General features: G+C 41.9%; 20 protein-coding genes and 1 pseudogene. 7 read left to right on the forward strand and 14 right to left on the reverse strand.

From position 1 onward, the window contains the following. Positions 1-111: 111 nt before the first annotated feature. From acsC to CL181_RS01915, 13 genes and pseudogenes are all read right to left on the reverse strand, one after another. The gene (gene acsC / locus CL181_RS01855) at positions 112-1,521 is read right to left on the reverse strand and encodes an acetyl-CoA decarbonylase/synthase complex subunit gamma (RefSeq protein WP_097297549.1); all 1,410 of its coding nucleotides are present in this window, start codon (positions 1,519-1,521) and stop codon (positions 112-114) included. Beyond that, positions 1,521-2,810 (reverse strand): CO dehydrogenase/acetyl-CoA synthase subunit delta, encoded by a 1,290-nt coding sequence (gene cdhD, locus CL181_RS01860; protein WP_097297550.1) that lies wholly within the window; start codon positions 2,808-2,810, stop codon positions 1,521-1,523. The genes acsC and cdhD overlap by 1 nt, the downstream gene beginning before the upstream one ends. 445 nt (positions 2,811-3,255) lie before the next feature. Then, the gene (locus tag CL181_RS01865) at positions 3,256-4,203 is read right to left on the reverse strand and encodes a Vms1/Ankzf1 family peptidyl-tRNA hydrolase (RefSeq protein WP_097297551.1); all 948 of its coding nucleotides are present in this window, start codon (positions 4,201-4,203) and stop codon (positions 3,256-3,258) included. Further along, on the reverse strand, positions 4,196-4,630 hold the full coding sequence (locus tag CL181_RS01870; RefSeq protein ID WP_097297552.1) for a hypothetical protein: 435 nt from the start codon (positions 4,628-4,630) through the stop codon (positions 4,196-4,198). The genes CL181_RS01865 and CL181_RS01870 overlap by 8 nt, the downstream gene beginning before the upstream one ends. Then, positions 4,627-4,764 carry a DNA-directed RNA polymerase subunit P gene (locus tag CL181_RS01875; protein ID WP_097297553.1) on the reverse strand — a complete coding sequence of 46 codons (138 nt, stop codon included), beginning with the start codon at positions 4,762-4,764 and terminating at the stop codon, positions 4,627-4,629. Before CL181_RS01875 ends, CL181_RS01870 begins: the two co-directional genes overlap by 4 nt. A 9-nt stretch (positions 4,765-4,773) precedes the next feature. Further along, positions 4,774-5,079: a 50S ribosomal protein L37ae gene (locus tag CL181_RS01880; protein WP_320410164.1), complete on the reverse strand. Its 306-nt coding sequence runs from the start codon at positions 5,077-5,079 to the stop codon at positions 4,774-4,776. A gap of 2 nt (positions 5,080-5,081) precedes the next feature. Continuing rightward, positions 5,082-5,870: an exosome complex protein Rrp42 gene (rrp42, locus tag CL181_RS01885; protein WP_217993062.1), complete on the reverse strand. Its 789-nt coding sequence runs from the start codon at positions 5,868-5,870 to the stop codon at positions 5,082-5,084. Beyond that, the gene (gene rrp41 / locus CL181_RS01890) at positions 5,854-6,585 is read right to left on the reverse strand and encodes an exosome complex exonuclease Rrp41 (protein ID WP_097297556.1); all 732 of its coding nucleotides are present in this window, start codon (positions 6,583-6,585) and stop codon (positions 5,854-5,856) included. The genes rrp42 and rrp41 overlap by 17 nt, the downstream gene beginning before the upstream one ends. 166 nt (positions 6,586-6,751) lie before the next feature. Then, positions 6,752-7,483 (reverse strand): annotated as a pseudogene (rrp4, locus tag CL181_RS01895) (exosome complex RNA-binding protein Rrp4); the annotation flags it as partial. Between the two features lie 5 nt (positions 7,484-7,488). Further along, positions 7,489-8,184, reverse strand: coding sequence for a ribosome assembly factor SBDS (locus CL181_RS01900; RefSeq protein ID WP_097297558.1), 696 nt, complete (start codon positions 8,182-8,184; stop codon positions 7,489-7,491). 7 nt (positions 8,185-8,191) lie between these two features. Further along, positions 8,192-8,965 (reverse strand): archaeal proteasome endopeptidase complex subunit alpha, encoded by a 774-nt coding sequence (gene psmA / locus CL181_RS01905; RefSeq protein WP_097297559.1) that lies wholly within the window; start codon positions 8,963-8,965, stop codon positions 8,192-8,194. Between the two features lie 52 nt (positions 8,966-9,017). Next, positions 9,018-9,380, reverse strand: a complete 363-nt coding sequence (locus CL181_RS01910) for an Rpp14/Pop5 family protein (protein ID WP_097297560.1) — start codon at positions 9,378-9,380, stop codon at positions 9,018-9,020. Next, positions 9,377-10,030 carry an RNase P subunit p30 family protein gene (locus tag CL181_RS01915; RefSeq protein ID WP_097297561.1) on the reverse strand — a complete coding sequence of 218 codons (654 nt, stop codon included), beginning with the start codon at positions 10,028-10,030 and terminating at the stop codon, positions 9,377-9,379. The genes CL181_RS01910 and CL181_RS01915 overlap by 4 nt, the downstream gene beginning before the upstream one ends. A gap of 295 nt (positions 10,031-10,325) precedes the next feature. On the opposite strand from CL181_RS01915, the gene CL181_RS01920 reads away from it, so the two are divergent. Continuing rightward, positions 10,326-10,712 (forward strand): translation initiation factor IF-5A, encoded by a 387-nt coding sequence (locus CL181_RS01920; RefSeq protein ID WP_097297562.1) that lies wholly within the window; start codon positions 10,326-10,328, stop codon positions 10,710-10,712. Next, on the forward strand, positions 10,713-11,591 hold the full coding sequence (gene speB, locus CL181_RS01925; RefSeq protein WP_097297563.1) for an agmatinase: 879 nt from the start codon (positions 10,713-10,715) through the stop codon (positions 11,589-11,591). Here speB and CL181_RS01930 read toward each other — a convergent pair. Beyond that, the gene (locus tag CL181_RS01930; RefSeq protein WP_097297564.1) at positions 11,568-12,512 is read right to left on the reverse strand and encodes a S9 family peptidase; all 945 of its coding nucleotides are present in this window, start codon (positions 12,510-12,512) and stop codon (positions 11,568-11,570) included. The two genes, speB and CL181_RS01930, sit on opposite strands and share 24 nt — an antisense overlap. 127 nt (positions 12,513-12,639) lie before the next feature. Here CL181_RS01930 and CL181_RS01935 point away from each other — a divergent pair, with 127 nt between their 5' ends. From CL181_RS01935 to CL181_RS01955, 5 genes are all read left to right on the forward strand, one after another. Beyond that, complete coding sequence (locus CL181_RS01935) at positions 12,640-13,581, forward strand: SDR family oxidoreductase (RefSeq protein WP_097297565.1); 942 nt, start codon at positions 12,640-12,642, stop codon at positions 13,579-13,581. A gap of 337 nt (positions 13,582-13,918) precedes the next feature. Continuing rightward, positions 13,919-14,542 (forward strand): restriction endonuclease subunit S, encoded by a 624-nt coding sequence (locus CL181_RS01940; protein ID WP_097297566.1) that lies wholly within the window; start codon positions 13,919-13,921, stop codon positions 14,540-14,542. 2 nt (positions 14,543-14,544) lie between these two features. Then, positions 14,545-16,071: a type I restriction-modification system subunit M gene (locus tag CL181_RS01945; RefSeq protein ID WP_097297567.1), complete on the forward strand. Its 1,527-nt coding sequence runs from the start codon at positions 14,545-14,547 to the stop codon at positions 16,069-16,071. Between the two features lie 14 nt (positions 16,072-16,085). Beyond that, positions 16,086-16,310: a hypothetical protein gene (locus tag CL181_RS01950; protein ID WP_176505012.1), complete on the forward strand. Its 225-nt coding sequence runs from the start codon at positions 16,086-16,088 to the stop codon at positions 16,308-16,310. Further along, positions 16,307-17,470, forward strand: coding sequence for a YhcG family protein (locus tag CL181_RS01955; RefSeq protein ID WP_097297568.1), 1,164 nt, complete (start codon positions 16,307-16,309; stop codon positions 17,468-17,470). The genes CL181_RS01950 and CL181_RS01955 overlap by 4 nt, the downstream gene beginning before the upstream one ends. Positions 17,471-17,530: the final 60 nt, after the last annotated feature.

A 17,530-nucleotide genomic window follows, 5' to 3' on the forward strand; every position in this document is an offset into this window, starting at 1 on the left:
ATGCCTCTTTCGAACCACATTATGGGTCTCTTTACTGATTACACTGTTAAAGTATATAGATTTGATTGATAAAAAGGTGTGTAAAAAGAAAAAAAAGGTGTGAACGTATTTTTATTTCGGTTTTGGAGGCCAATTCTTCTCCATCCAGCCCGGAATTCTTCCTGAGTCGGGCGGACCGATCATCACACGAAGTCCTGTCACATCTTCCACATCCCCCTGCAGCCTTGCAGCAAGACCCGGAAGAATAACAGTACTATGGGAAGTTTTATCCTTGAACTCGAAATTGGCCTTCTGGAATGTATCTTTTATCTTGGCTGCGGTAAGCTGTCCGCCTGCAACCGCGGCTTCAACTCCAATACCGTCTGTATCAACCGCTGCAAGATAACAGTTTATCTTATTGGAAGAAAGGTCGCTCTCCACAGTATAGTAAGTAAGAGCGAAATTCGTTGTAACTATCACAGGCGAATCCTTTGTTGGAGAACCAACTTCATTTACACCTGGCGCCACTTTCACCGGTGTCCTGGGATCTGTATAGATCGTATCCCTGATGTGGACTTCAGGAAGCATGGCATACGGCTCAAGGCTGTGAAGTATCATGATGTCGCCGTACCTTACGGTAAATATTGAGGCAAGTACCGTTTCCCAGTAAGAAGCAGTAACCGTATCCTTATAAACAAGCCAGGCATTGAGGGGAACAGCCATGATCGGATAAGCTATATCCTTTTGTCCTTCTTTTATTCCTGAGCGGCGAAGTTTTATGAACCTTTCAAAAGTTTCCTTCAATTGCTTACCCTGCGGATAAGTACCAGGATCAAGGACAATATCCTTTATGCCCATTTCCCCGAAGGTCAGGGCAAGGGATTTGAGCTTATCAAGGTCTGATGAGAATAATACCACAGGAACTTTATAATTCAAAGCAAGTTCTGAAACTTCACTCCAGTTTTTCTCATTTGCTGCATATATAAGCGGATTCTTATCTTTAACGACTTCAAGTCCTGCTTTGAGGACTGCCGGATCAAATGAACAGAGTACCAATGGAAGTTTTGTGATCTCGCTTACCTTCCTGACCGTCGCGGCAAATTTAAGGGCATCACCGGAAACACATCTTATGGCTATCATGTCAACATTCAGGAACTTCCCGACATAGAATTTCCTGAAATTCTGGATCTTGTTCACTCTTTCCACAAGTTCATTTTCAGGCATTGTGTCCCATACATCGTAGGCTAATGCAGTCGGATCAAAGAAAGTCAACTGGTGCCGGTAAAGAATATCATCTCCCCCGATCCTTTTTGCGCGTTCTCCCGTACCGATCGTGATCTCGCGTATCTCCGGAGCAAGAAGCGTCACCAATTCCAGGTATTTTTTCTTAAATCCTTCCTTCAGTATGGGCGGGCAATCCTCAACTTTCTTTGACCTGTCAATGAGATGGGACGCAAAAGCCATACATGTTGCTTCACCGCATTCTGCGCAGTTTGTCTGCGGCAGGAATTTATAGACTTGAAGCGGACTATTTACTTTCATTATACCACCGCCGTGATCCAATTATCAATATTAAGCGGCTCTGTTTCTTTCAAACCATACAATGTCTGTGTAATTTCCTTGAGAACCTGAACAGCGGTGGGGTGCATCATCATAAAAAGGTCGTTTCCCGCTAGCGATAATGTCAAACCTGTGATTATTTCCCATATCGGGCCACGGTACTCACGGGGCCCCCAGTCAGAATCTTCCTTTAAAGGTGACGCTGTCATCCATGCCTCGCGCGCCCCCCATGCGTTGGTTGTGCCGCTTGACATCGGGAAATTAAGTTCAGTATCACCGGATAAACCTGCAAGCCTTATCCGTTCCATATTCGTGTAAGCATAATCAAGCCCGTATCCGAGGGCTGCAGTCGTCGGATCCATCAATATATTTTCGCGCGCCACACCGCACTGTTTCATAAGCTTTCGGTTAAGTTCTTTTTGTGCGTTTATCTCAAGCTGCGTCCATGAGAGCACAACATGATTATATTTCTTAGCCGCCTCAGCAATCCTTGCGTAATCAAGGTTCAAGCTGGCTGATGCAAGAATGCATCGTTCGCCTTCAGCGGCCTCAGCCGCTTTCTCAAGAACAGCAGGATCTTTTTCCGGGTTACCCGAACCTCCGATCACAATAGGCACATCCACTGCCTGCAGGACCTCTTCCACGGTTTTTGCAGCCTGCGCCGGGGATGTGTCCTTGATGTTAGGATCGGTACTGATAAGATGAATTGTGACCATATCAGCGCCGAAATCCCGGACGACTTTCTTTGCCCATTCTGCAGGGCTGTTGATAACGTCCTCATAGTTGGATTTTACCGCTTTTGCCATGTTAATGGGCATGTCAAAAACATCCATAGTGATGTGATTGCGATGCGGCATCGGACTGTCAAAATAATAAGGTAGGGATTTTTCCCCGCCAAGTGTTATTGTACTCTTTCTGCTTCCACCGTCTGATGAAGTTGCTCCCAGCACGACTTCCTGGATAGGAGTTTTCCATTCCTCTATTTTTCCAACGCTGAATTTCGACTCGATCAACTTGCTTAACTTCTTTGGGGCTGCAACCTGTTGTCCTCCTAACACCTGGTCAATGGGATAACCCAATATTCTTGAAATATTCATCAGGTGGAGAGCCATCTGTGCGGTTTCGTGGCCTAACGCGTATGCCATCTGGGGATTCATACCCATTTGTCCGAGGTCTATTTCAACATCACCTTCTATTTTTACTCCTTCAAGGGCTTCAATATCGCCACCAAGAAGGCTTCCAAGTTCAGAGAGTTTGATCTTTTTTGTCATTCTTGCATCTCATTTCGCACTATTAATCGTCTAAGATAGGACTTGATACATATATAATTTTATATTCGGGGCTGCACAGTTCTTGAGCCATATTCGAGGCAAAGCTGTGCATATCCTGAGCTCAGATATTATAGCGATTAAAAAGTTCTTTCCTCACAGGACATATACAAACGAAAGAATAACCAAATGATATCCTGTAATTACAGGGTTCACTGCTCATGCATTTCACAAAATGTATTTTATTATCGATATTGAGTTCAACCTTGCAAAGGTTATTTCTTATATCCGATAGGCAGGAAAAATCTTTTCTGCATTTTGTAGTATTCTTTAAGACCTCTTCATCTATTTGAATATTCTTTTTTTGAGTCAATTTTTTTTATCCTCAGGATGCTATAACTATTTGCATTCTCGTATTTATACATGGCAGATTTAACTGTTCCTGGTGTTAAATCCAGTAACATCTGACAGCCAGTACATCCCTCAAGACCTGGTCAACATTCCCGTTTGAAATTGTATCCATACTCTTCATAACAAGGGGAAAATCATATCCTTCCATTATCATTTTTATCAATTTACCTTCTCCGCCTGCGAGGACATATTGAATATCCGTATGCTTTGAAAGCATCGGATCAAGTGCAGACCTCACTTTATTCGCATGATGTTTGACATCCTCTTCAACCAGGCTCTGGAATCGCTTCTGGCTCCATCCTCCCTGTTTATGTTTTCCCATAACACTGCTTCTTACGATCTCATGTTCCACAAAAGTATCAGCTTCGACAATTCCTATAATGGTCTCACCTGCATGGGTATTGACAACAAGTATTTTTTCATATTCAAGATTCTGTTTTAAAGGTTCAAGGTCGAATTGTGTACCCAGAACACATTCTGAAGTAAGGATTGGAAAAACCGGTATTATTACAAGGTTAACGATCCGGTTGGTATCGTAAAGAATTATTTTTCCAGTTGATGATTCTATTTTTTCAATAAGATGCAAAGCTGAACTGTCAAAAAGGCTTACCGTTTCTCTTGCCACATCCCCGACCGCCTTATCTTTTTCCAGGTAAACTGTTATCAATGTCGAAATCTTCGACTTCATTGTGCTAATAAAAAAAATTATCTCCTCAAGCCTGTTTTTGGACATGCTTTCGGATAGCCTGAATTTAAACTCCTGTGATGTTTCTTTTTTCAGAGTCTGTATCTCGTTAGTAAGTGAAGAGATCTTATTTATGGCTTCATTTAATTCCCTGTCAACATCCTGTTTTATTGCGATCGTTTTTTTTGCTTTTTCATCTTTTTTCCCAAGCTGAAGGGAGAGTATCCTGTTCTCTTCCTCAAGCTGTGATATTCTTGCTTTCAGGGAATTGATTTCTTCTTTCTTGAATAGATCAAACACTATCTTCGCCTCGTACTTCCAGTACTTTTAATTTGATATAGGATTCACCATCACTTGTAAATTCAATATTATCATCGACCATAATAATCCGTTTTGATTTTTCCCCTGTTCCTGTTCTTAATCCTGTGACTTTACCAAGATCAAGCGCAAGGGAATTATTTCCCTGGATTACAGGTTCGATCCCAATACCGATATCTTTATCGAGTGATACATTGGCACGGATTGAGAGAAGACATTTTTCTTTAAAAAAAAAATTAAAACTGCCAGGGTTTCCTTTGTATTCACCTACTAATAAAAAAGATTTATCTGCAAACTCCTGCAGGCTGGCTTTTCCGCGGGTCACATATTTCCAGCCCGTGAACCTGCCTAAATGTTTGCAGAATATTCGTGTTTTTGGTGATGGTTTTCGTGCAGTGGTAATGATCATTCGGCTTTGACCTGTTTTACAACCACAGGTCTTTCCTTGACAAGGATTCGATGGCCGCAATAAGGGCAACGGACACCGCTATATTCATAATCTATCTCCACTGCCCGCTTGCAACGGGTACATTTATAAACCATACTGTATCCTTATCTTGCTGAAGCTAATTGTTTATTAATTTCAGCTTTTACAGCCTGAACTGCTCTTAAGACTGTCATGTGTGCCGGACTTTGTGGAACATATGAGCCTCCAGCGAATGTGTGTTCACATTTGGAGCACTGCCATATTCCTGTGCCGATCCTTGATATTTTCTTTGCGCCGCATTTGGAACATGTATATTCGGCCCGCATTTTCTCTTCACTATCGCCCACAAGTTTTCGGGCCTTTGTTCCGTATCTTACACCAAATCTTCCGGCGGATCTTGATTTATGTCCTTTTGAACTGATTTTAGCCATGATTATATCTCCAGGAATTTTTCTCTTAATTCTTTTGCCTTCTCAATTGAAATATCCACTATATAATTTATCTGTTCAGTTGTAAGCGGCGAAACACCGCTCTTTTGCATGCCTGATAAACCGCCATCCTGGTTGGAAATAACTGTCAGTTTTGTTCCCGATATGCTTTGTTCATCAAGTGAGGGGTCAAGCATGATAGCCCCGCCGATCTCAACCGCAGTTACGGCCACTGGCACATCCCTCATGGGAACAGGCGTGTCCTCTCCCACACCAAACTTTTGTGCCGGTAATTTTGCGGTCATAAGAGCTGCTATGGCGCCCAGGGATGCAGCATCCATGATGTTCCCGCCATCATCAAGGACATGAACATCAATGAAAACCATCCATACTTTTTCTCCGGGTGTTATACACAACTTTGAAAGGTCAATTGACTCTGATTCACGGATGCCCCTGTCAACTACCCTGGCAAGTTCTATGGCATCTTCCCTTGGCGGGCCTGATTCAAATACAGGTGAAGCAAGAGGGATAAGTTCAAGATTTGTAATAATCACTCCCTTATCGGGTGTGTCAGGGAAAGGTGTGCCGGTCTGGATCTTAACCCCGACGACCACATGTGTATCCCCGAGTTTGACGCGTGCAGAGCCTTCTGCCTTTTCAATAACATTTGTGTCAATTGTTATCTCCCTGTACTCGTCAAATTTTCGTCCATCCTCTCTTTCTCCTTTGATCATCAGATTATAGATATAATCTTTACGAAGTTCGGACATAATTTCATTACTCATTGACTTCACCTTCCATCAGGGAGGAGTATTTTTCCATGAGTGCAGTTCTTTGTAATTGCGCTATCTCAAGACATCCTTTCTTTGCCATTTCAAGCCCTTCCCTGAATTCGTCTCTGGTAAGATGACCATCCATCTGCAATAGTGTGATCTTTCCATCCGGAGTCATGGCAATTGGCATATCAGCCTGCCCATAATTATCTTCATCTTTATTCAGGTCAAGAACAAGAGTATCATCGACTTTACCAACCGCGCAGGCCGAAACCAGGCTTTTCATTGGTATACCCGCATCTGCAAGAGCTATGGATGCGGCATTAATTCCTGCCGTCCTTGTACCTGCATCAGCCTGGAGGACTTCTACGAAGATATCTATGGCTGAACGGGGAAAATATTCCTGGAATATAACAGGTTCCAGGGCTTCCCTGCTCACCTTTGAGACTTCAATGCTTCTCCTGTCAGGTCCGGGGCGTTTTCGTTCTTCAACTGAGAACGATGCCATATTATACCTGTACCGAACAACTGCGCTTGTTGATTTCTGCTGGTGTCTGGGATGTACTTCCCGCGGCCCGTATACTGCTGCAATTACCTTGTTCCCTCCGAACTCAAAATAACATGAACCGTCAGCCCTATTCAAAACGCCCACCTTTATTTTGATGGGTCTTATTTCATCTGGTTTTCTGCCATCAAGGCGAATACCGTTTTCAATTAACTTTTCTGGTTTTACCATAAGATTCCTCTTCTCTTTCTTCCTCGTTCCTTATAATTTCATACAAGACATATTATTTATCCAGCAGTTCATCCAGAATCCCACCGGATTTATTCTCTTCAATGTTCTCAGGTTCTTCTGCATCTTCCATGACCGTTTCTTCGCTTTCTTTTTCGCCTCTGGCAGTTTCTTCTGCAGGTACCTGTTCGTGCTTTTCTGTCTCTTCTTTTTTCGCTTTCTTTTTTACCTGTTGTTTGACCGGTATCCCTTTTGCTTCTTTCAAGAAGTTGACTATCCTGTCTGTCAAACCCGGAATATGAGATTCTTTTTCGATTTTCTGGATCGTCCGTACTGCAAGATCGAGATTCTTATCTTTGCCTGTAAGCCATACCCTGCCATTTTGCCCGATAAATATATTGCAGTTAGTCTCACTTTTCAGCATAGCGATCATCGAGCCGCTTCTGCCTATTAATCTTGGCACCTTGGAAGGTGTTACTTCAATGATCCTGCCGTCTTTTATTTGCCTCAGTCTCTGGTCATTCAATGTAAGTTCGACCTTCATGCTCTGGTCAACGTCCTTAACAAGCGTCATTATTGAATCGCCGACTTTAAGATATTTTGACATTTCCGAGTTATCTATTCGTCTTGGAAATTCGGATATATGCAGTAAACCCTCATAAGGGGACCGAATATCAACTATCCAGTTCGAAAAAGAGACTTCGTTTATTATGCCTATAATAAGGTCGCCCTGTCTGGGTATATATTTCCCTGACAGCGGCACGACTTTGATATGGTTTTTCAATGATGCTACACCAAAGACAGATGAAAATACTTTACTATCTTCAACATATGTACCCTCATCAGCAAGCTTTACATCATCTGATAAGAATTCACCCGGAATTACTAATTTTTTATCCATTTACATCACTTTAAGAACTTTGTCTCCGCACTCCCTTTTGTCAGCCTGTTCAGGAGGCTGTACAGTTCATCCTGCCTTCCCGCCGGAATAGTTAAAACACCGATCCAGGAGCCGTCATTTTGCCATTCCTGCTTTGTCAGGGTTCCAAATCCTGCAACACCACCATACGCTTTTACTGCGTATTCTGCCGGAAGCTTAATAGCGATCTTTACTTCCTCAAATCGTATCGGGATGATAGGTCTTATCGCTTTCATCGCGATTTCTACAAGTTCATCCACGTTTTTCATCGGGTCGATATGCACGCCAGCTTCATTCATAGCAGCTTCGATACGTGCTGGCGGATGCGGACCTTTTGTCTGGGGATTGATGGCATTGGTCGCAATGATACTTATTACACGATGCCTTTTTTCATCCTGTATCTTCTTTTTCTGTTCGGTTGTAAGATGAAGCTCTCCATCCGTAATTATTTTTTCCGCGATCTTCAACGCATCGGTCGTCCCGAAAGCATTAATAACATCCTGTTCATTTGGTCTGTCACCATTCTTGGCATCTTCGAAGACTTCTTCCACTGCCAGGATATTCTCGATCTTCACGGGGTCGCCTTTTTTATATGCCAGCGCTCCCTCAGGTTCTACAAAAACCTCAAAAGTTTTTCCGTGAGTCTTAAGACGCGCAATTATGGACTCATCAAGAGTGACCATATTTACCTCAATCTTCAGATTTCTTTTTCTTATCCTTTCCCTTTGTTTCGGAGGCGTGCATCTTTATTACCCGTTCCACGTATTTTTCCACTTCCGATGGAGTGAGTTTCCTGAATTTCCTGTTTGAAAGTTCTATTATACCGACTTCGATAGTAGAAGCGTTAAAAACCCCCTCCGTCGTGCTGTGAAGTGCATCCAGGCCAAGGATAATTGCATCTTCCAGTTTTATATCATCAGTATATTTTTTCTCAAAGACCTCCATGGTCTCTGTTCTTCCCGAACCAATGCTTGTGGCCTTATATTCAAGTAGAGCGCCGCTGGGGTCTGTTTCAAAAAGGCGCGCACGATGGTCATCAACTCCTGCGATAAGTAGAGCTGTCCCGAAAGGCCTGACACCACCGTATTGTGTATATGATTGCTTAAAGTCGCAGATTTTCTTGGAGAGGACTTCAACACCTATGAGTTCATCATAAGTAACTTTATTTATCTGGGCTTCAACGCGGGCTCGATCAATGAGCGCCCTGGCATCTGCAACAAGACCTGATGTGGCAGCTCCTATATGATCATCGATCTGGAATATTTTTTCAATTGATTCCGCTTCAAGTAACTTACTCGTAACACGTTTATCGACCAGAAGTGCCACCCCATCCACAGCCTTTACTCCAACTGCCGTTGTTCCGCGTTTAACTGCTTCACGTGCATATTCTACCTGAAATAATCTTCCATCAGGACTAAAAACAGTTATTGCCCTGTCATATCCCATTTGTGGTGCCATTTGCATTCTATCATCTCCTTATATGAAAAACCGTAATTTCCTATAGTCTGTTATTTCTTTATCCTTTTTCGGGTTCTGACTCTTTAACGAGTGATTGTTGTATAAACTTTTCCGTTGCACCTTTAATAGTGCCGGATATACCGAGTACATGAATAGAAACGAGTATTCCGTGAATATTATTGATGCAGGCAAGACCTGCCCTTGTTTCATTTGTTTTTTCCCGGGCGCAGCGAAGTATCCCGAATCTTCCCTCAAATGACATGAGCGAAGGGTTAATTTCACTTGCTCCTTTATCTCCGAACAAAGAAATTATTGAATTCGATATCTCTCTGATCAGCTCCTGCCTGTTTATCGTCTTCTGTGAATTAATTTCAAACGCTATATATCTTTTTTTTTCACGCAAGGTGGGCAGGGTTTTCATATTATTTCAATGCCTTCCTTGATATAATCAGGGCTTTTTCTTCGAAGTATGCTTTCTGGTGTCGCACTCATTGAGTCAATGGCTTCGAAAGGTGTCATCCCGAAAAGGCTTGAGAGTGCGACCATTTCCCTCGGGGAACGAAGATCATAAATTGAACCGGAATCACCTGTGAGGATCATTTTGAGTTTGTATTTCCTTGCATGTTTAAGAATTATCCTCATATTCTTTAATTCCCTGACGCGCGCATCCCCCCTTAGCCTTATTAGTAAGCCAAGATTGAATCCGATAGCTATGGAATTATCACTCGCAGCTTTAGCAAGGACATTATTAAATTCAGATGGCTGTAAAAGTATGTCAAGACCCTCTGATTCAACAGCTGCACGATTTATGTCTTCTTCTCCTCCCCTGACTGTGGAAATAAGATTTGAGTCCCTGTGTTTTTTTATTTCTTCCCTGACCCTTGATGGCTTTGCCTGGATCTCGACACCTTTGTATATGGAAAAATCATCCGGAAGAATGATACCTTCATTGGCTTTTAGGTTCGTAACAACTATTCCTGAATAGCCATACTTTTTTGCCAGCGCTGCCATTGGTTCGAGGCTATCGGGATGCGTGAAAAAATCATAGAATTTAGAGTCAAACTGCGACATTATCCGGCTTAATAATACTTAAAAGTGATATAGTTATGTTATTGATGGAGTGATTATTGAGTTATATCATTGGTGAACTACCACCTACAAGTCCTAATGGCATTAAGTTATAGCAATCATGAAGCCTAAAAGGAAAAATAATTAACCCAAATGAAAGGGATTTCTTAAGATTTAATAGGTCTTTAAATATGTTATTATGTGGTCTCAAGAGTATGAAATATAGTGATAAATATAAATATATACATTTAGAAAGGTTTAATATATAAGAAGCTATCATGAGGCAAGGAGATTAACAATGAAGGATCAAGTTGAAGTTCGGACATTAAAAGAAGGAAAATATGTCTTAATTGATGATGAACCCTGTGTCATCAAAAGCATTTCTCATGCAAAAACAGGAAAACATGGTTCAGCAAAAGCAAGGATCGATGCCATAGGCATTTTCGACGGTACAAAACGATCAATCGTGCAGCCAGTTACGGATAAGACGTATGTCCCTGTCGTAGAAAGGAAGAATGGACAGGTCCTGGCTATAAAAGGCGATGTCTGCCAGATTATGGATAACGCCGACTATTCCACACTTGAGCTCAAAATACCCGAAGAATATAAGGGACTGATTGAAGTCGGAAAAGATATTTCATATCTGGTCGCCATGGGTAAAATGAAAATAGACATACGTACTTAAATGCATCAGGCTCTTTTTGCAGATGCCAATTCCGATTACGAAAAAGCCCGTTACGTGATTTGCGGGGTGCCGTTTGACGGTACCTCAAGCTACAGGCTTGGAAGCAGGTTTGCGCCTGACGAAATGAGGGCAGCATCATATAATTTTGAGACTTATAGCAGTTTTTTTGATCATGACCTTGCAGATGTGGACATCCATGATGCTGGCAATCTTGAAGTCGCTGAAAATATCGATGATACGCTTTTTGCAATCTCAAAATACGCCGATAAATATGTCAACGACGGAAAGATCCCTGTAATGCTTGGAGGCGAGCATTCTCTTTCATATCCATTTGTAAAAGCCTGTAAAAATAAATATCCGGAACTGGGATTTGTGGTTCTTGATGCGCATATGGACCTGAGAGAGGAGTTTCATGGTGAGAAGAACAGCCATGCATGCATATCAAGGCATGTCATTGATGATTTGACACAAAAATATGTTTCAATCGGGATAAGGAGCGGAACCCGCGAAGAATACGAGTACGTCAGTGAAAATAAAATAAAAATGTTCACGGCGGAAGATGTTTACTCAATAGGCATAGAAAAAATTATTTCTGAATTTCGCGATTACATCAAGGGACCGGTTTATCTATCTGTAGATATGGATGCGATCGACCCTGCTTATGCACCTGCTCTTGGCACCCCGGAGCCGTTCGGGATAACACCGCGTGATGTCAGGGACGTAATATCATGCTTGGCGCCCCAGATAGTGGGTTTTGACCTTGTCGAGATCGCCCCTGCTTACGATTCCGGGGGAACGGCAGTCCTTGGAGCAAAGCTTGTGCGTGATTTTATAGCTGCAAGCGCAAAAGCGCGTTTATTCCTTGAACATACTCTTTAATTCATTCTCCAGCGGCTCTTTCATGCCCTCGCTATATCCATGGGTTCCGGTGGTTACCGTATAAAACTGCTTTGGCTCTTTAGCTTTCTCAAATGTCTTTCGGGCAAGCTGTACAGGAATAATTGTGTCATTTACAGAATGGATCATAACGAATTTTCCTGGAGGAATAGACCCAAGATAGGTTTCAGGATCGATTGAGCGATAGAACCGTATGACATTCTCATCCCCTATCTCACTAATTTGTGACTCGATGTCATAACCGCTTGTGCTTATCCCGATCACACCTGTTATTCCAGAATCAATTGCTGCTGCAATTATAGCAAAACGTCCTCCGTTACTCTCACCCACAATTACTATCCTATCAGGATCAACCGATGGCTCCTGCCTTAACACATCCACAGCCCGCAGGACATCAAATACCATTTTATGTTCCACAGGTTCTAATCCCTTTTTCCAGAGGCCATAATCATAATCCATATCCACTCCACCGCGGTTTCGCTGTTCGATTCCGATGCTTGCATATCCCATACTGGAAAAAATTTCGGCAAGAGTTTGTGTTCCTTCCTTCGGGACAGTAGCTCCGGGCAGGATCACAACTCCAGGTACTTTTTTTCCTGCAACAGGAATGCGAAGAAGTCCTTCTACGGTATAATCCTTGCTCGGAAAAGAAATGTTTTTGAGGATATAATCAGGTCCTGATTCGGTTTTCAGGATTTTGACATCAACCTTGCCCCTGTTTTCAGGATACGAGAGAATTCCTTTATCACTCACAGTCCATTTATTGCTATCGCTTCCCTGCGGGATAAGATAATAAACCAGTGCAATAAGTAGAAGCATACCGATCATAACATAAATACCTGATTTAATGGAAGATTTCTTTTCAACTTTCTTTAATTTAATATTCTTTTTTTTTGAACTCATTTTCTGTCCTCTATCTGTTCAGGCAATTGAGAGCATTTACATATTAATATTACTCAACTATGTTCAGACTCAAAACAGTTTTGTTAAAGATTATCTTTAAATAATGTCCACTCCATCTTAAACAGCAATGAAATGTTTAGTAACAGGCGGAGCTGGGTTCATCGGTTCGCATATTATCCGGCATTTACTTGAGCGGGGATATGATACTGTATGCCTTGACAATTTTGACCCTACCTATGATATCAATACCAAGAAAGGAAATATTTCTCCTTTTTTAGAAAATAATAATTTTGAATTGATAGAAGGGGATGTCCGGGACAGGGAATTGCTGAAAAAAGCAATAACAGACATTGATTATATTTTCCATGAAGCTGCTCTTGTTTCGGTTGTTGAGAGCATGAAAAATCCTGCTAAGACAATAGAGATCAATACTATAGGCACATTCAATATCCTGGAGGCAGCTATATCCGGAAATGTCAAAAAAGTGATACTTGCGTCATCGGCAGCAGTTTATGGTGACTCGCTTGAGCTTCCCAAAAAAGAGATCATGATCCCTGTTCCAAAATCTCCTTATGCCATTTCCAAGCTTGATTGTGAATATGCTGCGAGAATATATTTTGAAGAGCATGGATTGAAAACCACTTCTTTGCGCTATTTTAATGTTTACGGCCCAAGACAAGACCCGACATCGCCATATGCTGCTGCAATCCCCATCTTTTTACAAAAGGCTTTGAAGAACCAAAAAATCCGGATATATGGTGATGGAATGCAAACGCGTGATTTTGTTTTTGTCAATGATGTTGTGCAGGCTAATGAATTAGTGATGTCAAAGGGAGATGGGAAGACATTTAATGTTGCTAATGGCATTGCCACTTCAATTAATGAGATTGCAGAAAAGATCATAAAGCAAACCGGATCAAGATCAAGTATCATATATGAAAAAGAAAGAAGTGGGGATATCAAGCATAGTGTCGCTGATATTACCGAAATAAGTAAGATCGGGTTCAAAGCAAAATACGATATGAATGAAGGCCTGAGGAATACAATTGAATGGTACAGGAATCGATGAATTGTTAATGTATGTCGGTGAGATGAATTTTTGAGGTAAGGTTAATTCTTAAATATGCCTAATGCTGAAAATTATATCCAGTATTTAAATTAAATATTGGAAATTATATTGCCTAATAACCAACATCTTCCTCGCTACCCCCGAACACGGTAGCAAGTTTATCAATGCGATACTTTTCTAAGCTAAAATGGTTGGGAGACTTATTGGATAAGGCTGCACGATATTTTCGGGTAAAATTACCGTGATCGACTATATTACTTTTTGCAAATTTACAAAAACATTTAGAGAATTATGTTACTTTTTAATTAGTACAAAAATAAGCACAAACTATTTAAGTATGAATTCATATAAAACAGTACTAACAAAAAAAGAACTGATTTTAATGAACTTAATATACATCTCAGAAGTGCAAACAGGTCTCGTCCTTGTAAGAAAAAGGGCCGATGCTAAAGATAAGGATACACATAAGTATCGTATGTTGACCCTGAAAAGTTTTGAACCTCAGGGATTTCTCAATGAGCGCGAGTTAGATGTATTCTTCTCAAAAGAAAATCTCGAAAAAAAGTATCTTACAAATAAGGGAGATATTATTGTCCGACTTACAACCCCTTATACAGCAATTTGCATAAATGAAAAACAGGAAGGATTGGTCATACCCTCTAATTTTGCCATAATCCGATTAAAAGAACAGACATACATACCAGAGTTTGTTGCATTATTCTTAAATTCTGAAATTATTGAAAAAAAGTTCTTCAAATCATCTATCAGCACAACAATACCCTTGATTAAAACAAAGCATCTGAGAGAAATAGACATTTCTGATATACCCCTCGCTATGCAAAAGAAAATTGTTGAACTTAATCAACTTCAAATGAAGGAAAAAATGTTACTGTCTTGTTTAATGGAAGAAAAAGAAAAACTTGCAAAAGCCAGCATAAATAAAATCATAATGGAGAAATAATCATGGAACCAAAGACATCAAAGACAACTATTTCAAATACCCTGTGGAGGGCATGTGATACATTTAGAGGAAAGATCGACTCATCAACCTACAAAGACTACGTTTTAGTCATGTTGTTTGTAAAATATCTGTCTGATACCTATAAAGAACATCTGGAAGATTATGAAAAAAAGTATGAAGGAGATAAAGAGAGGATACAGCGTGCTTTAGGAAGAGATCGGTTTGTATTAGACGAAAAATCAACATTTGATCATATTTACAGTAAAAGAAACGAATCAAATGTCGGTGAAGTTATCAATAAGGCATTGGAACACATAGAAGAAGAAAACAAAATGAAACTGCGGGGTGTATTTAGAAATATAGATTTCAACTCTGAATCAATTCTTGGACAAACCAAAGATAGAAACATCATGTTAAAGCACCTGCTTGAAGATTTCAAGGATCTTGATTTGAGACCAACAAGTATCGGAAGCGCAGATGTCATCGGCGATGCGTATGAGTATATGATTGGAAAATTCGCGTCTGATGCAGGGAAAAAAGGTGGGGAGTTTTTCACGCCATCCGAGGTCTCTGAATTAGTTTCAAGACTTGTAAAGCCAAAAGAGAATGATCGTATATATGACGCCACGATCGGATCAGGATCACTGGTAATCAGAACTGCAAAAAAAGTTCCAAGCGGAAAGGTTGCAATTTATGGGCAGGAGAGAAACGGGCAAACTCATTCACTTTGCAGGATGAATATGTTTTTGCATAAGTTTGATGATGCAAACATCGCATGGGGAGATACGCTTTCAAATCCAATGTTCTTAGAAGACGGAAAGTTGATGAAATTCCAGGTGATAGTTGCCAATCCGCCATTTAGTCTTGATAAATGGGCTATGGGTTTTGCAGGAAGCGGAGATGATAGGGACTTTACAATGGAAGCCTCGCTTGATCCCTACAGAAGATTTGAATGGGGTGTTCCCCCGAAATCAAAAGGGGATTATGCCTTTGTCCAGCACATGCTTTACTCGCTTGCAGAAGGCGGGAGGATGGGGATTGTCCTTCCCCATGGTGTACTTTTCAGGGGTGCAACAGAAGGAGCAATCAGGAAGCAGATAATCGAACTTAACCTGCTTGATGCAGTAATCGGGCTTCCTGCAAACTTATTTTTTGGTACAGGAATTCCTGCATGTATATTGGTGTTCAAGAAAAACCGAAGCAGAAGGGATATATTATTCATTGATGCTTCTAATGACGGGCACTTTGAAAAGGGAAAGAACCAGAACATCTTAAGGGAGGAGGACATCCAGAGAATTGTTGATGCTTATGATAAATATGAAAATATTGACAGGTTTGCGCATGTCGCCTCACCCGATGAGATCAAGGAAAATGAATATAACCTGAATATCCCAAGATATGTGGATACATTTGAAGAGGAAAAACCTGTTGACATGGATGCAGTCAAGGAAAATATCGCAAACATCAAACGAGAGCTTGCAGAAGTTGAGGTTAAGATGCAGAAGCAGCTTGAAGAACTGGGGTTGTAGGTGGGGTGATGAAAATGAGCAAAAATAAAAATATTACCATTGAAGTCCTGGGTTTGTGGGAAAAATTAAGCAATCCTGATTTTAAACCTCTCGAATTCGAGAGGTTTAGAAATGAAGCCGGAAATAATTATTTTGTGCTGTCTCCTCAAAGAGGGATTGAATCCACCAATGAAATTGCGATCCGCCAGCTGAAAACGCTTATGGCATCGAATATCCGAGAATTGGAGGCCGACAAATGAATACATCGCAAGATGTTTCCATCGCATCGCCGGAATACCGGCAGTTCATTGAACAACTGAAGGCTCGCGTGTTATCCGCCCGCCTCTGTGCAGCACGTGCGGTCAATTGCGACCTGATCCTGCTATACTGGGATATTGGGCGTGGGATTGTGGAAAAGCAGCAAGAACTTGGATGGGGTGAATCGGTAGTCGAGATGGTCGCAGCAGACCTGCAACAGGCGTTTCCAGGCACGACCGGCTTTTCGCCGAGAAATCTACGCAGTGCGAAACAGTTATTCCTCTCTTATTCAGATCCCACAATTTGGCTGCAGACTGTAGCCAAATTGCCAAGGGGGGCTAAAGTAGGTGACTCTGAAATTTGGCCACAAGATGCAGCCAAATTGACAAATGAAACGGTCATCGAACTTATGCGGCAGCTTGTCGCAGAAGTTCCCTGGGGGCAAAACCTGCTCATTCTTAACAAATTGAGTGATTCTGTAGCCCGGCTTTATTACCTGCGCGCCACTGCCCAATTCGGCTGGAGCCGCAACGTCCTGCTCAACCAGATCAAGGCCGGGGCTTACGAACGCGCCGTGATCGAGAAGAAGACGCACAATTTTCCACTCGCTCTGCCGGAGTATCTGGCCGAGCAGGCCGATGAAATGATGAAGAGTTCCTACAATCTGGAATTCCTCGGAATCCGCCGGGAAGTGAAGGAACGGGAATTGGAGGATCGACTTATCTCCCGTCTGCAAGCGTTCCTCCTTGAACTCGGCTATGGCTTCTGCTTCGTAGGTCGCCAGTACCGGCTGACGCTGGGCCAGAAGGAATATTTCATCGATCTGCTCTTCTACCACCGCTTCCTCAAGGCGCTGGTGGCGTTCGAATTGAAAGTCGGACAGTTTGAGCCGGAATACGCAGGCAAGATGGATTTCTACTTGAATCTACTCAACGATACGCAACGCGGTGAAGGCGATCAGCCGTCTATCGGCATCATCCTCTGCGCTGAAAAGGACGACGTGGAAGTGGAATATGCCCTTCGCACCAAGAAGAATCCCATCGGTGTTGCAGTTTATCAACTCCAGTCGAAACTGCCAGCGGATATGAAGGGCAAACTGCCGACTGAGAAACAGCTTGCTGATGTCGTGCGGGCTGTTCTTCCCGAAAGGGGCGTCTCATGACAAAATACTTCCATCTCTCCATCCTCATCTCCTGCCACAAGTCGCTAATCCACGAATGCG

Origin of the sequence: Candidatus Methanoperedens sp. BLZ2 (genome assembly GCF_002487355.1) — an archaeon.
In the GTDB taxonomy this organism is placed as follows: Archaea; Halobacteriota; Methanosarcinia; order Methanosarcinales; family Methanoperedenaceae; genus Methanoperedens.

Coding starts and splice junctions, on each gene's coding strand:
- CL181_RS01945 (WP_097297567.1), top strand. CDS start 14,545: ATGGAACCAAAGACATCAAAGACAACTATTTCAAATACCCTGTGGAGG.
- CL181_RS01870 (WP_097297552.1), bottom strand. CDS start 4,630: ATGATCATTACCACTGCACGAAAACCATCACCAAAAACACGAATATTC.
- CL181_RS01920 (WP_097297562.1), top strand. CDS start 10,326: ATGAAGGATCAAGTTGAAGTTCGGACATTAAAAGAAGGAAAATATGTC.
- CL181_RS01875 (WP_097297553.1), bottom strand. CDS start 4,764: ATGGTTTATAAATGTACCCGTTGCAAGCGGGCAGTGGAGATAGATTAT.
- CL181_RS01915 (WP_097297561.1), bottom strand. CDS start 10,030: ATGTCGCAGTTTGACTCTAAATTCTATGATTTTTTCACGCATCCCGAT.
- psmA (WP_097297559.1), bottom strand. CDS start 8,965: ATGCAAATGGCACCACAAATGGGATATGACAGGGCAATAACTGTTTTT.
- CL181_RS01880 (WP_320410164.1), bottom strand. CDS start 5,079: ATGGCTAAAATCAGTTCAAAAGGACATAAATCAAGATCCGCCGGAAGA.
- CL181_RS01955 (WP_097297568.1), top strand. CDS start 16,307: ATGAATACATCGCAAGATGTTTCCATCGCATCGCCGGAATACCGGCAG.
- cdhD (WP_097297550.1), bottom strand. CDS start 2,810: ATGACAAAAAAGATCAAACTCTCTGAACTTGGAAGCCTTCTTGGTGGC.
- CL181_RS01930 (WP_097297564.1), bottom strand. CDS start 12,512: ATGAGTTCAAAAAAAAAGAATATTAAATTAAAGAAAGTTGAAAAGAAA.
- acsC (WP_097297549.1), bottom strand. CDS start 1,521: ATGAAAGTAAATAGTCCGCTTCAAGTCTATAAATTCCTGCCGCAGACA.
- CL181_RS01910 (WP_097297560.1), bottom strand. CDS start 9,380: ATGAAAACCCTGCCCACCTTGCGTGAAAAAAAAAGATATATAGCGTTT.
- CL181_RS01935 (WP_097297565.1), top strand. CDS start 12,640: ATGAAATGTTTAGTAACAGGCGGAGCTGGGTTCATCGGTTCGCATATT.
- speB (WP_097297563.1), top strand. CDS start 10,713: ATGCATCAGGCTCTTTTTGCAGATGCCAATTCCGATTACGAAAAAGCC.
- CL181_RS01940 (WP_097297566.1), top strand. CDS start 13,919: ATGAATTCATATAAAACAGTACTAACAAAAAAAGAACTGATTTTAATG.
- rrp41 (WP_097297556.1), bottom strand. CDS start 6,585: ATGGTAAAACCAGAAAAGTTAATTGAAAACGGTATTCGCCTTGATGGC.
- CL181_RS01950 (WP_176505012.1), top strand. CDS start 16,086: ATGAGCAAAAATAAAAATATTACCATTGAAGTCCTGGGTTTGTGGGAA.
- CL181_RS01900 (WP_097297558.1), bottom strand. CDS start 8,184: ATGGTCACTCTTGATGAGTCCATAATTGCGCGTCTTAAGACTCACGGA.